The sequence below is a fragment of the Acidimicrobiales bacterium genome (genome assembly GCA_016794585.1).
GTDB lineage: Bacteria > Actinomycetota > Acidimicrobiia > Acidimicrobiales > DATDAH01 > JAEUJM01.
This window is the reverse complement of record JAEUJM010000013.1, coordinates 216,980-230,140: the sequence shown is the minus strand read 5'-3', so window position 1 is coordinate 230,140 and position 13,161 is coordinate 216,980. Positions and strand designations below refer to the sequence as shown.

The window sequence follows — 13,161 nt, the reverse complement described above, 5'->3', positions numbered from 1 at the left end:
ATGCACCGCACCCCGACCCGCCTACGGCGAGCCCTGACCGTCCCTGCCCTCCTGGCGCTGGTCGTGGCCGCCGGCGCTTGTTCGTCGGATGGCGACCAGGCGTCCGGCGGGGATGGCCGTGGCGAGCCCCGCGAGGTCACGCTGATGCTGAACTGGACGCCCAACGCCCAGCACGCCGGCATCTACGCCGCCGAGGAGCTCGGCTACTACGAGGACGTCGGCATCGATCTCGAGATCGTCGAGCCGGCGGCGACGGGGGTCGAGCCCGTGGTCGCCACCGGTGAGGCCGAGTTCGGCATCGCCCAGGCCGAGTCGCTGCTGCCGGCGCGCGCCGCCGGCGTGCCCGTGGTGTCCATCGCCACGCTGCTGCCCCACAACGACTCGTCGTTGATGTTCCTGGCCGACGCCGGCATCGAGCGTCCCCGAGACCTCGAGGACCACACCTACGGCGGGTACGGGGGCTCCCTGGAGACCGAGCTCATCAACCGGCTGGTCGAGTGCGACGGCGGCGACCCCTCGAGGGTCGAGTTCGTGGAGGTCGGCAACGTCGACTACCTGACCGGCATGCAGCGTGACCGCTTCGACTTCGCCTGGGTCTTCAACGGCTGGGACGCCCTGCGGGCCGACACCGTCGACGGGGTGGACGTCGAGACCCTTCCCTTCATCGAGTACGAGGACTGCATCCCGGACTGGTACACCCCCCTGCTCTTGACGAGCGAGGACACCGTCGCCGACGACCCTGAGCTGGTCGAGGACTTCCTCGACGCGACGGCGCGGGGCTACGCGCTCGCCATCTCGGACCCCCAGCAGGCCGCCGATCTCCTCCTCGCCGCCGCGCCCGAGCTGGACCGCGCCCTCGGCGAGGCGAGCACCGATTACCACGCGGAGCGCTTCGCCGAGGAGGGAGCGCCCTGGGGGGTCCAGGAGGCACAGGTCTGGTCCGACTTCGGTGACTTCCTGGTCGACGCCGGCCTGTTGGAGGAGGCGCTCGACACCGATGCGGCCTTCACCGACGAGTTCCTCCCCACCGATCCCGCACCGTCGCCCGCGTCCTCGACCACTCCGTGAGCAGGGTGTTCACAAGGGGCGAGTCGTGAGCGCGGGCGCGGCCATCGAGGTCGCCGGCCTGCACCACCGCTACACCGGGCCGGACGGCGCCCTCCCCGTGCTGGACGGCCTCGACCTCTCGGTCGACGAGGGCGCGTTCGTGTCCGTCGTGGGGCCGAGTGGCTGCGGCAAGAGCACGCTCCTGCGCCTCCTCGCCGGACTCGAGGCGCCGGCGCAGGGCCGCGCCGAGGTGCTGGGCCGGGCCGCGTACATGCCGCAGCGCGACGCGTTGCTGCCGTGGCGCCGGGTGCTCGACAACGCGGTCCTCGGCGCTGAGGTGCGTGGGGTCCCCGTGGCCCGAGCTCGCCGGGACGCCGAGGCGCTGATCGAGCGCTTCGGTCTCGCCGGCTTCGAACGGGCGTGGCCGTCGCAGCTGAGCGGTGGCATGCGCCAGCGCCTCGCGCTGCTGCGGACCTTCCTGACCCCGGCCGAGGCGCTGCTCCTCGACGAGCCCTTCGGGGCGCTCGACGCCATCACCCGTCGGGAGTTCCAGCAGTGGCTGGAACAGGTGTGGACGGCGGACGGACGCACCGTGCTCTTCGTCACCCACGACGTGGAGGAGGCACTGGTGCTCTCCGACCGAGTCGTGGTGCTCTCTGCCCGTCCAGGCCGGGTCGTCACCACCGTCGACTGCCCCTGGCCGCGGCCTCGCCCTGGCGAGCTCGTCACGCAGGCGGACGTGGTCGCCCGCAAGGCTGAGCTGCTCAGGGCCCTCGATCAGGCTCGGTAGGCCCGTCGGTCGCCGACGCGGCGATTCCGCCGTCGGGGCCGTCGCCGGCCGCGCCGCCGTCGATCCCGCCGGCGGCGTCCTCGCGGTTGTCGGCCCGGATGCTGAGCAGGATGGCCGTGGTGAGCACGAGGGCGATGAAGGCGAGGCTGGCCCAGGTGGGCACGTGGTACAGGTCGGCCGCCAGCATCTTGAGTCCCACGAAGGCGAGGATCACGCCGAGGCCCTGGTTCAGGTAGCGGAACTTGTCCTTGATGCCCGAGAGGCAGAAGTAGAGGGCTCGCAGGCCGAGGATGGCGAAGGCGTTCGACGAGAACACGATGAACGGCTCGCGGGACACGGCCAGGATGGCCGGGATCGAGTCGAAGGCGAAGATGACGTCGGTGGTCTCGATGAGCACGAGCACCGCGAACAGGGGCGTGGCGAGACGGACACCCGTGCGTCGGGTGAAGAGCTTCTGGCCGTCGTAGTCCGGGGTCGTCGGGACCACCCGGTTGATCAGCTTCAACATCGGGTTCTTCTCGGGGTGGACCTCTTCGTCGTCGTGGGTGGCGATCTTCCACGCGGAGTACAAGAGGAAGGCCCCGAACACGTACAGGATCCAGTCGAAGCGCTCCAGGAGGGCGACCCCGGCGAAGATGAAGAAGGCCCGCAGCACGAGGGCGCCGAAGATGCCCCAGAACAGCACCCGGAACTGGAACATCTTCGGGACCGCGAAGTAGCTGAAGATGACCGCCCACACGAAGACGTTGTCGATCGAGAGGCTCTTCTCGATGAGGTAGCCCGAGAGGTACTCGCCCGCTGCGGGCCCGCCGTGCCAGGCGAGCATCACGAAGGTGAACGAGAGCCCGATGGCGATCCAGACGGCCGACTCGATGGCGGCCTCCTTGAACGAGATCTCGTGCGGCACGCGGTGCACCACCAGGACGTCGACCAGCAGCATCGCCGTGATCACCGCCAGCAGGGCGACCCAGGCCCAGAGGGGGACGTCGAACGAGACGAAGTTCTCGGTGCTCGAGGACTCGGAGAGGCGCCCGGCGACGGTGCCGAGCAGCGGGGCGGGGATCATCGGTGCTCCGGGTTGGGTGTGCGACGGAGGGGCGGGACGAGGCGACCGGGCGTCCCTGTGGCGAGGACGCCTGCAGCGGGCGGCCGGCGGATCAAGGCAGCTTGGCGGCGGCGGCCCGGTCCACCAGCCACACGAGGCGCTCGGCCTTGAGGCGACCGGCCGGGAGGTCCTCACCCCGGGCCACCGCGGCGAGCGCATCCGCCTTCTCCTCCCCGACCACGGTGACCACCGCGACCCGGGCCCGGGCGATGCCGGCGAAGGTCAACGTCATCCGCGGGTGCGGGTTGTTGCCGAGGGGGTCCTCGTTCATCACGACGAGGCGCCCGGGGTCGGCGTCGAGGGCCGCGGAGCCCGGGAAGAGCGAGGCGGTGTGGCCGTCGGCGCCCAGGCCCAGGTGGACCAGGTCGAACTTGCCCAGCTCGCCGATGCGCAGCTGGTACGGATCGGCGCCCTCCTCGCAGCGCATGGGGAAGTTGGCGTCCACGGCGCCGACGCGCTCGAGCAGCGCCTCACGGCCCAGGCGGTAGTTCGAGGCCGGGTCGTCGAGCGGCACACAGCGCTCGTCGCCCCAGTAGACGTTGACCTTCCACCAGTCGATCTGGGTGCCCCCCACGTCGGCGAGGCGCTCGTAGCAGGCGCGGGCGGTGCCGCCCCCCGACAGGGCCAGCGAGAAGTTGTCGTTGGGTCGGGTGTGGAAGGCCTCGATCACCCGCTCGGCGAACTCGGCGGGCACGTCGTCGACGACGACGAGGTCACCGTGCATGGACGGCGCTCATCGGGTCGGGGCCAGCCATGGGCCGACGATAGACGGTGGGCGGGACGGCCTCACCCTTGACGGAGCTGCTCGGCCTTGTCGTCGAGGACGCCGAGCAGCTCGTCGAAGGACTTGGAGAACGAGGCCAGGCCCTCCTCCTCGAGCACCTGGGTGACGTCGTCCATGTCCACGCCGACCTCGGCCAGCGTGTCGAGGGTGGCGCGGGCCGCGTCGGGGTCGGCGTCGACCTTCCGGTCGAGGGTGCCGTGGTCCTCGAAGGCCTCGAGCGTGTTGTCGGGCATCGTGTTCACCGTGCGCGGGCCGATGAGCTCGTCCACGTACAACGTGTCGGGGAATTCGGGGTTCTTGGTCGAGGTGGACGCCCACAGGGGCCGCTGCACCCGCGCGCCACGGGCCTCGAGGGCGTCCCACCGTGGCCCGGAGAACCGGTCGAGGAACAGCTGGTAGGCGCACTGGGCCTGCGCGACCGCGGCCTTGCCCCGCAGGGCCAGGGCGGCCTCGGTGCCGATGGCCTCGAGGCGGCGGTCGACCTCGGTGTCGAGGCGGCTGACGAAGAACGAGGCGACGCTGCTCACCGCCGAGAGGTCGCCCTCGCACTCCTCGAGCCCTGCGAGGTACGCGTCGATGACCTCGCCGTAGCGGTCGAGGCCGAAGATCAGGGTCACGTTGATGGACCGACCCTCGGCGATCATCTGCTGGATGGCCGGGAGGCCCTCGGCGGTCCCGGGGATCTTCACGTAGAGGTTCGGCCGGGCGATGGTGGTGTGGAGATGCCGGGCCGCCTCGATGCTGGCCGCGGTGTCGCGGGCCAGCTCGGGCGCCAGCTCGAGCGACACGTAGCCGTCGAGGCCGTCGCTCGACTCGTGGACGGGGGCCAGGATGTCCAAGGCGTCGGTGATGTCCTTCGTGACCGCGGCCCAGTAGCTGTCCACCGTGCTCGCGCCCGACGAGGTCAGCTCGGCCAGCTGGGCGTCGTAGGCATCGCCGTCGACCATCGCCTTCTGGAAGATCGTGGGGTTGGAGGTGATCCCGCGCACGCCCCGCGCCACCCACTGCTCGAGCTCACCGCTCGTGATCCAGCCCCGCTTCAGGTTGTCGAGCCACGGGCTCTGGTCCTGCTCCTCGTAGAGGCGCTGCAGTCGGGTCATCGTCGCTCCTGGGGCGGGGGTGGGCGGTTGGGGGAGGGAGGTCCGGGTCAGGCGAGCAGGGCGCGGGCGCGCTCGGCCACGTGATCGGGGTTGATGCCGAGCTCGGCGAGGGCCACGTCGCCGGGGGCCGAGAGCCCGAACCGGTCGATGCCCACGGCGTCGTCCACCCACTGGGCCCACCCGAAGGTGGCGGCCGCCTCGACCGACAGCCGGGGCACGCCCGCGGGGAGGACGGTGGACCGGTAGGCCTCGTCCTGGGCCTCGAACCGCTCCCAACTGGGCATCGACACCACGCTGGCGGCCACGCCGTCGGTCGCGAGCCGCTCCGCGGCCTCGAGGCACACGGCGACCTCGCTGCCGGTGCCGACGAGCACGACGGCCGGGGCCTCCACGGCCCGGATCGTGTACGCCCCCCGGGCGACGCCGTCGGGGCTGACCCCGTCGAGGACGGGGAGGTTCTGGCGGCTCAGGATGAGGGCGGTCGGTCCGTCGTGGTCGAGCGCGACCTTCCAGGCCTGGGCCGTCTCGTTGGCGTCCGCCGGTCGGATGACGGTGAGCCCCGGCATGGCCCGCAGGGACGCGAGGTGCTCGATGGGCTGGTGGGTCGGGCCGTCCTCGCCGAGACCGACGGAGTCGTGGGTCCATGAGTAGACGACCTTCGCCTGGCTGATGGCGGCGAGGCGCACGGCGCCGCGCATGTAGTCGGCGAAGTTGAGGAACGTGCCGCCCACGGGGACCACGCCCCCGTGGAGGGCCATGCCGTTCATGATCCCGCCCATGGCGTGCTCGCGGATGCCGTAGTGGATGACCCGGCCGGTGGGATCGTCGGCGCTGAGCGACGTGGCTCCGGCGATCTGCGTGCCGGTGTTGCCGGTGAGGTCGGCGCTGCCCGAGATGAGCCCCGGGACGACCTCCGCGGCGGCGGTGAGGCAGTCCCCGCTGGCGACGCGGGTGGCGATCTTGGCACCGGGCTCCCAGGTGGGCAGCTTCTCCTGCCAGCCGGTCAGGCCGGTCCCGGCGAGGCAGGCGTCGAGCTCGGCCCGGTCGCCCTCCCAGGCCTCGAGGCGGTCCTCCCAGCGCAGGCGCGACTCCGCGCCCCGGCGGCCGGCGGCACGGTAGAGCTCGAGCACGTCGTCGGGGACGAAGAAGGTCTCGTCCGCGGGCAGCCCGAGCAGCTCCTTTGTGGCCCGCACCTCGTCGTCGCCCAACGGCGAGCCGTGGGCCTTGGCGGTGTCGGTGTACTTCGGGGACGGGAAGCCGATGTGACTGCGCAGCACGATGAGCGACGGCGCGTCCTCGACGGCCATCGCCCCCCGGAGCGCGGCCTCGAGCGCGTCGGTGTCGTTGGCGACGTCGCCGATGTCGTCGACGTGCCAGCCGTACGCCTCGAAGCGCTTGGGGGCGTCGTCGCTGAGGGAGAGCTCGGTGGGGCCGTCGATGGTGATGTGGTTGTCGTCGTAGACGTAGATCAGGCGGCCGAGGCCGAGGTGGCCGGCGAGCGAGGCGGCCTCGTGGCTGATGCCCTCTTCGAGGTCGCCGTCGCTGCAGAGCACGAAGGTGTGGTGATCGACGAGGTCGGCCCCGAAGCGCTTGCGCAGCCAGCGCTCGGCGATGCCCATGCCCACGCCGTTGGCGAAGCCTTGGCCCAGGGGGCCGGTGGTGACCTCGACCCCCGCGGTGTGGTGCACCTCGGGGTGGCCGGGGGTGGGGCTGCCCAGCTGGCGGAAGTCCCGCAGGTCGTCGAGGGTGAGGCCGTAGCCCGTCAGGTGCAGCATGGAGTAGAGCAGCACCGATGCGTGGCCGCAGGACAGGATGAAGCGGTCGCGGTCGGGCCAGTCCGGCGCCTCGGCGTCGTAGGTCATGACGCGGTCCCAGAGCACGTGGGCCAGGGGTGCGAGCGCCATCGCCGTGCCGGGGTGGCCGGAATTCGCTCGCTGGGGCATGTCCATGGACAGGCCCCGGATGACGTTGATCGCCCGTAGCTCGAGGTCGGGATCGGACACGTTTCCTCCAGCGTCGGGGTGGCGCGCGGTCAGGGTTCCGACCCTACCCGAGCGGGTCGGTGAACAGGATCATGGATGCGGTGTAGCCGTGCAGGAAATTCCGCCCGCCGACGGGGCCCAGCTCGCCGGCGCAGAACATGCCCGCGGTCGCGCCGCCACCGACGACGGCGTCGAGCACGGCGGCGTCGTGGTCGGGCTCGCCGAAGAGGCCCACCCCACGGCCGTTGCAGGTGAAGAGCAGGGCCCCGTCCGCTCGGCGGCCGGCGAGCAGCTCGCGGAGGTCCTCGTCGGCCGACGCCGCATCACGCACCTGGAACTGGAGGGTCGCGCCGACCTCGGCCTCGTCGCCGATGGCCACCGCGCCCGAGTCCCGGTCGGCGCCGAGCACGGCGCGGATCAGGAAGTCGCCAGGACCGAAGTGCGCCCGGCGCTCGTCGATGACGCGGCCGATGTGGAGCCCGCCCCGCTGGGCCATCGAGCGCTCGTCGGGTCCGAGGTCGGCCACGACCTGCTCGAGGCGGGCGAGGGCGCTCTGGCCGCCGAGCTCGTGCACCACGTTCGCCTCGGCCCTCGTGACCACATAGGGGTCGCCGACGGGCCGGCACCCCTGGGACACCACGATGGAGGTGGCGCGCCCCGCCGGCAGGAGCACGCCCACGGCCCCGTCGTCCACGAGCGCTCCATCGAGCAGGAGCCGGTTCCCGCCGGGGCCCCGGCCGGCGGACGCGAGCCCGCCGGCCACGGCGAGGCCCGGCCGGCGCCGGTCGACCTCGTCGAGGAACGCTGGGGTCGGGAAGGAGAACGGGTCTGCGAGCACCACGAGCAGCTCGTGCTCGGGGTCCAGGTCGTCGGGCAGGCCGGAGAAGGCGGCGTCGCTCGCTCCCACGGCGTCGACCCCCTGGAGGCGGACGGGGCGAGGCGGCCGTTCGGTCGGGCCGAAGCAGCCCACCCACAGCGACACCGCAGGGCGCTCCTCCACCTCACGGGGGCCTCCCGCCACCGAGACCGCGGTGACCCCGAGGAGCACCCCGGGGTCGAGGGCCGTGCGCACGGTGGCCCCGATGTCCTCCAGGGCACCACCGTGGGCGTCCGTGACGAACAGGAGGGCCACGTCGGGGCGGCGACCGCCGAGGCGTTCGAGGACGTGCCCGACCACCTCCCCGGTGGCGTGGGTGGCGAGCGGGTGCTCCGAGAGGGCGGCGGCGAAGGGCACGCGGGCCGTCAGCCGACGGGCGGGAGCAGCGTGTACGGCACGACCGTGACGTGGCCGAGGTCGATGCGGCAGTGCGCCTCGACCGTGCCGTAGTCCTCGAAGTCGATCTCGCCCCGTACGAGCTGCTGGCTGAACTTGCCGGGCTCGACCTGGAGCACCGAGACGTTGCGGGCGATCTGCTCGCCGTCGCGCCGGTAGACCACCTCGAGAGCGCCCGTGCCGGCCTCGTCGGGGGCACAGCGCACGATGACGCACAGGTGCGGGGCCCAGGTGAGGGGCACCGGCTGCGGCGCGGCCGCGGAGAACTGGACGCCGGTCAGGTCGATGCGGGTCGAGGGCCCAGGGGCCTGACGCATCGCGACGTCGTCGATGAAGAGGGCCGAGACGATGTCCACGCCGGCGACCGTACCGCGGCGACCCGGGCCCGTCCCGTGCTCAGCGCCGCTGCTCGCCGCCGATCCAGACCCCGGCCACCGCGAGGCCGTCGGAGAGGGCGACGACGTCGCCTCGACGGCCGGGGACGAGGGCGCCGCGATCGGCCAGCCCCAGAAGGCGGGCGGGGCTGGTGGCCGCCGAGACGACGGCGTCGGCGAGGTCGATGCCGGCGCCCCGCACGACGTTCCGGATCGCGCCGTCCATCGTGAGGGCGCTGCCGGCGAGGGTCCCGTCGGTCAGGCGCGGGACGCCCGCCTCGTCCACCGCCATCTCGACGGCTCCCACCCGCCCGGCCCGCCAGGCGACGGCGTCGGTGACCAGCACCACGCCGTCGGCGCCCTTGGCGCGGAATGCCAGGCGGAGCAGGGCCGGGTGGACGTGGGCGAGGTCGGCGATGAGCGACACGGCCAGACGCTCGTCGGTCAGTGCGGCTCCGAGGAGCCCTGGCGCCCGCTGGTGCAGCGAGCCCGTGGCGTTGAAGCAGTGGGTGACGAGTCGGGCCCCGGCATCGGCCGCAGCCTCGGCCTCCTCGAAGGTGGCGTCCGAGTGGCCGATCGCGACGAGTGCGCCGCGCCGGTCGAGTGCCTCGATGGCGGACACGGCTCCCTCCGCCTCGGGGCCGAGCGTCATCAGGGTGACGATCGGGGGAAGGTCGGTCAGCCAAGGGAGGTCGACGGGGAGCACGTGCTCGACCGGGTGGGCCCCCGCGCGGCGGCCGAGGAAGGGCCCCTCCAGATGGGCGCCGGCGATGGCCGGCCGACCCTCGGCGGGACGGTCGGCGGCGGCGGCGATGCGGGCGAGCGCGGCGGGGTAGGCGTCCAGGGGTGCGGTGACGAGGGTTGGGCACCAGGTCGTGACCCCCTGCGCGACGAGCAGGTCGTCCAGCCGGTCCCAGTCGGCCCCAGCCGCGGTCGCCACGTCGACGTCGTCGTGGCCGTTGACCTGGAGGTCGACGAATCCCGGCACGAGGCTGACGTCGGGCACCGGCCCGCGTGCCGGGTGGACGGCCTCGATGCGACCGTCGGTGGCGACGACGACCTCGACGGGGCCGGTCCACCCGTCCGGCGTGAGGGCGCGGGCGCCCCGGACCGGGGTCACAGCCCCGCGGGCACGGGGAGGTGGCAGGCCGTCCCTGCGCAGCCCTGCAGCTGGTCGAGGAGCGCGGCGAGGCCCGCCCGCGTGGCCGCCTCGGCCGGGTCGGCGGCGAGGTTCGTCAGCTGGTCCGGGTCGACCGAGCGGTCGTAGAGCTCGATCTCACCGGTCTCGTACTCGACGTAGGTGTAACGGTCGGTGCGCACCCCGTCGTAGTGGGGGATGCGGCCCGAGCCCCGTGGGGGGCTCTCGAGGAGGAGCGCGCGCGGCGGGGATTCGGCGGCCCCGGGCCCACCGGGGAGCGGGCGGCCGTCCAGCGCGAGCCGTGGCGCCGCACCCGTCGCCGCCAGGATGGTGGCCGGCAGGTCGAGGAGGCCGACCTGTTCGTCCTCCACCGCGCCCGCCGCGAAGCCCGCGCCGCGGACGAGGAACGGCACCCGGACGACGTTCTCGTAGGGAAGGACCTTCGCGAAGTGGATGCGGTGCTCGCCGAAGCTCCACCCGTTGTCGGACACGAACGCGATCAGGGTGTCGTCGAGCACCCCCTCCTCGTCGAGGGCGTCGACCAGGCGTCCGACGGCCTCGTCGACCGCGAGCAGCGACTCGAGGTAGCGGCGGTACGCCTCGGCGGTGAGATCCTCCAGCGTGAGATCGGTGCCGTTCTCGAGGTTGTACGCCACCACCCCGAGGCGGAAGTCGGGCTCGATGCCCTGGACGTAGGCCGGCTTGTCGGTGATGTCCGACTCACCGATGGCCGGGAGGTCGGGAAGGGCCTCTTCGGCGAAGTCGCCGAGGTGGCGGGGGGCCGGGGCGGGGGAGAAGGAGATCGAGCCCGGACCCGTCCCGGTGTGGGGCGCCGCCGGCCAGAAGTTGAGGTAGAAGGGCGCGTCGCCGTCGGCGAGCGCGTGCACTTGGGCCACCGCCTCGTCGGCCAGCACGTCGGTCTGGTAGTCGGCGTCCGCGGTGCCTCGGTGGGTGACGCGCCCGTTCTCGTTCACGTCGTAGTCGAAGTAGTCGGTGGCGGTGGGGTCGAACAGGGCGAACCAGCGGTCCCAGCCCGGCGGCACCGTGTCCTGCTCGGCACGCGTGTAGGCGTTGAGGTACTTGCCGACGTGTGCGGTCGTGTACCCGGCCCGTTGGAGCCAGACCGCCAGGGTCTCGCTGTCGTCCAGCGCAGGCTCGCCCCCGTCGGGTGGGGTGTTGTCCCGGACTCCGTTGTTGTGGGCGTACTGGCCGGTGAGGAACTGCGACCGGGCCGGGCAGCACAGCGGGAAGGTGGCGATGCCGTTGACGAAGGTGGTGCCCTCGTCGGCCAGGAGCGCCTGGGTGCGCTCCATGACCCGGAGGCTCTCGGTCGTCTGGTCGTCCGTCATGATCACGACCACGTTCGGGCGGTCGGGCCCGGGTGGCGTGGGCCCGCTCGCCGTGTCGGATCCGCCGCCGCACGACGCCAGGGACGACGCGGCGCCAACGAGGGCCACGAGGGCCACGAGGAGGACCCGCCGCTGGTGCATCACCACTGTCTACCGGCCCTCCGGGCCTTCCCGGGGCGCGGCGGCGGTGCCTCGGTACGATTCCGGGGTGGCCGATCCGCTGCTGGTGATGTCGACGCGCGAGGCGATCCTCGTCGAGGCGCGTCGATGCTTCGCCGAGCACGGCTACGAGGGCACCTCGCTGAACGACATCGCCGACGCGGTGGGCATCCGCCGCCCGAGCCTCCTCTACCACTTCGAGTCGAAGCAGGCGCTGTATCGCGAGGTGTTCGAGACCGCCCTCGCCGAGTGGTACGTCCTCATCGAGGAGGCGGTCACCGACACGGACCGCCACGGCTGGAACCTGCTCGAGCGTGGCCTCACCGCAGGGTTCCGGTTCTTCATGGAGAACCCCGAGTTCGTGCGCCTCCTGCGCCGCGAGTTCCTCGAGAGTGGCGGCCACCTGGGCATCGACCTGGGCGCGGCGATGCGCCCGCAGTTCGAGCGGGCGGCCGGGTTCCTCGAGCGCGAGATGGACGCGGGCCACTTCCGGCGCCACGATCCGGAGCAGCTGCTGCTCACCGGGTACGGGGCGATGCTCAGCTACTTCTCCGACCTGCCGGTCATCGAGTCGATGCTGGGCCGCGACCCCACCGCACCGGAGGCGCTCGAGGCCCGCCTCGAGCACATCCGAGAGTTCTTCCGGGCCGCCCTCCAGGTCTGATCCGTCGCCCGCCCCGGTGCGGGCCGCGTGTCCGGCACCAGGACGCCTGGGCTCAGGCTCCGGCGAGGCGGGACAGGGCGAAGCGCACCAGGCGGTCGATGGCATTGGCGTCGTCGTCGAGGGCCTCGGGGCGCAGCACCCAGCGGCCGGCGTCGTCCTGGCCGAGCACGGGGCGGAAGCCGCAACGCGGCCCCATCACGCTCACCGATCCCCGCCGGACCGCCGGCCAGGCGAAGGCGATCGCGAGGGCCTGTTCGTGGGCGGCGGGGAGCCTGCCCTCCGCGACCGCCTCCAACAGACGCACCGCGGAGCGCCCGAGGCGGGCCTCGGCGTGCACCTGCTCGATCCAGACCGCGGCCTCGTGCTCCAGTCCGGGCGCCTCGCAGTGCGCCGCGGTGTCGAGCCAGGACGCGAGCGCCCGGGTCGGGCCTCCGCCCACCACCTCGGCGACGAGGGCGCCGGGCACCCCGCCGTCGCACGCCTCGGCGAAGACCCGAAGGCCGCCGGCCTCGGCCGCCGCAGCCCACGCCGCGGTCGGGTCGTCGCCGCGCAGGAACGCGGCGACCGTTGCCAGCGGCAGCGCGTTCGCGCGGGGCTGGACCATGGGATTCGCGAGGTACCCCGAGCACACCTCCGCCAGTCCCGGGTCACGGCCCCTGAGCGGGCCGAGGAAGAGCCGGTCGGCCATCACGGCGTCGTTCACGGGCCAGTTGTCCCACAGGAGCGGTGGTCGACCGCCGAGTGCCTCGCGGCGCCGTCGGGCGTCGTCGACGGTGATCGCGTCGTTGACCACGAAGGGGCCCGTCCAGCCGACGGCGACGTCGCCCGGGAGCCCGGCGAGCGCGTCGAGGTACGGCGTGGCGCCCCCCGTCCCCGTGTACTCCGTCGGCACGAGCGCCAGCTCGGCGCGCCCGCCCAGCCACTCGTGGAGCCAGGCGGCCAGCGCCGCATGCTCCTCGCCGAGGCCGGGACGTGGAGGGAGGTCGTCCAAGGCCAGCACCACGAGCTCGACGCCGAGGTCGAGCATGGGCGCGACCTTCGCCGCCAGCGCCTCGCGGTCCTCCTGTGCGGTCGGGTCGATCGAGAGCCCGGGCGAGATGGCGAAGCCCACCGACAGCCCGCCCTCGGCGATGAGGCGCTCGAATCCCGCCAACGCGTCGGGTGGATAGGGCTCACGCCAGCGATCACGGTGGTACGGGTCGTCCTTCGGGGCGTACACGTAGTGGGTCATGGCCCCGTCGGCGCAGGAGCGCGCCACCTCGATGCGCTCGTCCCAGGTCCACGGACGCCCGTAGAACCCCTCGATCACCCCTCGCATCGCCCACGGCACGACCCGACGGTACGTGACGCCCCGCTTACGGCGCCCCGTGCGGAGGTCCGGCGGGCCGGGTCACGT

Annotated in this window: 12 protein-coding genes; 3 read left to right on the top strand and 9 right to left on the bottom strand. The window is 72.9% G+C overall.

Going from position 1 to position 13,161, the window contains the following annotated elements:
• Entirely contained in the window at nucleotides 1-1,068 is a 1,068-nt protein-coding gene (locus JNK12_06740; protein MBL8775606.1) for an ABC transporter substrate-binding protein, read from the top strand.
• A complete protein-coding gene (locus JNK12_06735; protein MBL8775605.1) occupies nucleotides 998-1,837 on the top strand; it encodes an ABC transporter ATP-binding protein in 840 nt (279 codons plus the stop codon). Before JNK12_06740 ends, JNK12_06735 begins: the two co-directional genes overlap by 71 nt.
• On the opposite strand, the gene JNK12_06730 is transcribed toward JNK12_06735, so the two are convergent.
• The 8 genes from JNK12_06730 to JNK12_06695 all read right to left on the bottom strand — a co-directional run bounded on the left by JNK12_06730 (nucleotide 1,812) and on the right by JNK12_06695 (nucleotide 11,083).
• Nucleotides 1,812-2,903 carry a TerC family protein gene (locus tag JNK12_06730; protein MBL8775604.1) on the bottom strand — a complete coding sequence of 364 codons (1,092 nt, stop codon included), beginning with the start codon at nucleotides 2,901-2,903 and terminating at the stop codon, nucleotides 1,812-1,814. The genes JNK12_06735 and JNK12_06730 overlap by 26 nt on opposite strands.
• A 91-nt stretch (nucleotides 2,904-2,994) precedes the next feature.
• Entirely contained in the window at nucleotides 2,995-3,666 is a 672-nt protein-coding gene (gene pgl, locus JNK12_06725) for a 6-phosphogluconolactonase (protein MBL8775603.1), read from the bottom strand.
• 62 nt (nucleotides 3,667-3,728) lie between these two features.
• Nucleotides 3,729-4,826 (bottom strand): transaldolase, encoded by a 1,098-nt coding sequence (gene tal / locus JNK12_06720; GenBank protein MBL8775602.1) that lies wholly within the window; start codon nucleotides 4,824-4,826, stop codon nucleotides 3,729-3,731.
• Between the two features lie 47 nt (nucleotides 4,827-4,873).
• A complete protein-coding gene (gene tkt, locus JNK12_06715; protein MBL8775601.1) occupies nucleotides 4,874-6,775 on the bottom strand; it encodes a transketolase in 1,902 nt (633 codons plus the stop codon).
• A 97-nt stretch (nucleotides 6,776-6,872) separates the two neighbouring features.
• A complete protein-coding gene (locus JNK12_06710; protein ID MBL8775600.1) occupies nucleotides 6,873-8,042 on the bottom strand; it encodes an FIST C-terminal domain-containing protein in 1,170 nt (389 codons plus the stop codon).
• Nucleotides 8,043-8,050: 8 nt separating this feature from the next.
• Nucleotides 8,051-8,437 carry a hypothetical protein gene (locus JNK12_06705; GenBank protein ID MBL8775599.1) on the bottom strand — a complete coding sequence of 129 codons (387 nt, stop codon included), beginning with the start codon at nucleotides 8,435-8,437 and terminating at the stop codon, nucleotides 8,051-8,053.
• A gap of 40 nt (nucleotides 8,438-8,477) precedes the next feature.
• Entirely contained in the window at nucleotides 8,478-9,575 is a 1,098-nt protein-coding gene (locus JNK12_06700; GenBank protein MBL8775598.1) for an amidohydrolase family protein, read from the bottom strand.
• Entirely contained in the window at nucleotides 9,572-11,083 is a 1,512-nt protein-coding gene (locus tag JNK12_06695) for a sulfatase (GenBank protein ID MBL8775597.1), read from the bottom strand. Before JNK12_06695 ends, JNK12_06700 begins: the two co-directional genes overlap by 4 nt.
• A 67-nt stretch (nucleotides 11,084-11,150) precedes the next feature.
• Between JNK12_06695 and JNK12_06690 the strand changes: the two genes are divergently transcribed.
• Complete coding sequence (locus tag JNK12_06690) at nucleotides 11,151-11,765, top strand: TetR/AcrR family transcriptional regulator (protein MBL8775596.1); 615 nt, start codon at nucleotides 11,151-11,153, stop codon at nucleotides 11,763-11,765.
• A gap of 52 nt (nucleotides 11,766-11,817) precedes the next feature.
• Here JNK12_06690 and JNK12_06685 read toward each other — a convergent pair whose 3' ends face one another.
• Nucleotides 11,818-13,095 carry a beta-N-acetylglucosaminidase domain-containing protein gene (locus JNK12_06685; GenBank protein ID MBL8775595.1) on the bottom strand — a complete coding sequence of 426 codons (1,278 nt, stop codon included), beginning with the start codon at nucleotides 13,093-13,095 and terminating at the stop codon, nucleotides 11,818-11,820.
• Between the last annotated feature and the right edge of the window lie 66 nt (nucleotides 13,096-13,161).

Excerpts from the sequence above, each read along its gene's own strand:
- JNK12_06730 (MBL8775604.1), bottom strand. The coding sequence starts at position 2,903 with ATGATCCCCGCCCCGCTGCTCGGCACCGTCGCCGGGCGCCTCTCCGAG.
- tal (MBL8775602.1), bottom strand. The coding sequence starts at position 4,826 with ATGACCCGACTGCAGCGCCTCTACGAGGAGCAGGACCAGAGCCCGTGG.
- JNK12_06695 (MBL8775597.1), bottom strand. The coding sequence starts at position 11,083 with ATGCACCAGCGGCGGGTCCTCCTCGTGGCCCTCGTGGCCCTCGTTGGC.
- pgl (MBL8775603.1), bottom strand. The coding sequence starts at position 3,666 with ATGCACGGTGACCTCGTCGTCGTCGACGACGTGCCCGCCGAGTTCGCC.
- tkt (MBL8775601.1), bottom strand. The coding sequence starts at position 6,775 with ATGGACATGCCCCAGCGAGCGAATTCCGGCCACCCCGGCACGGCGATG.
- JNK12_06740 (MBL8775606.1), top strand. The coding sequence starts at position 1 with ATGCACCGCACCCCGACCCGCCTACGGCGAGCCCTGACCGTCCCTGCC.
- JNK12_06735 (MBL8775605.1), top strand. The coding sequence starts at position 998 with ATGCGGCCTTCACCGACGAGTTCCTCCCCACCGATCCCGCACCGTCGC.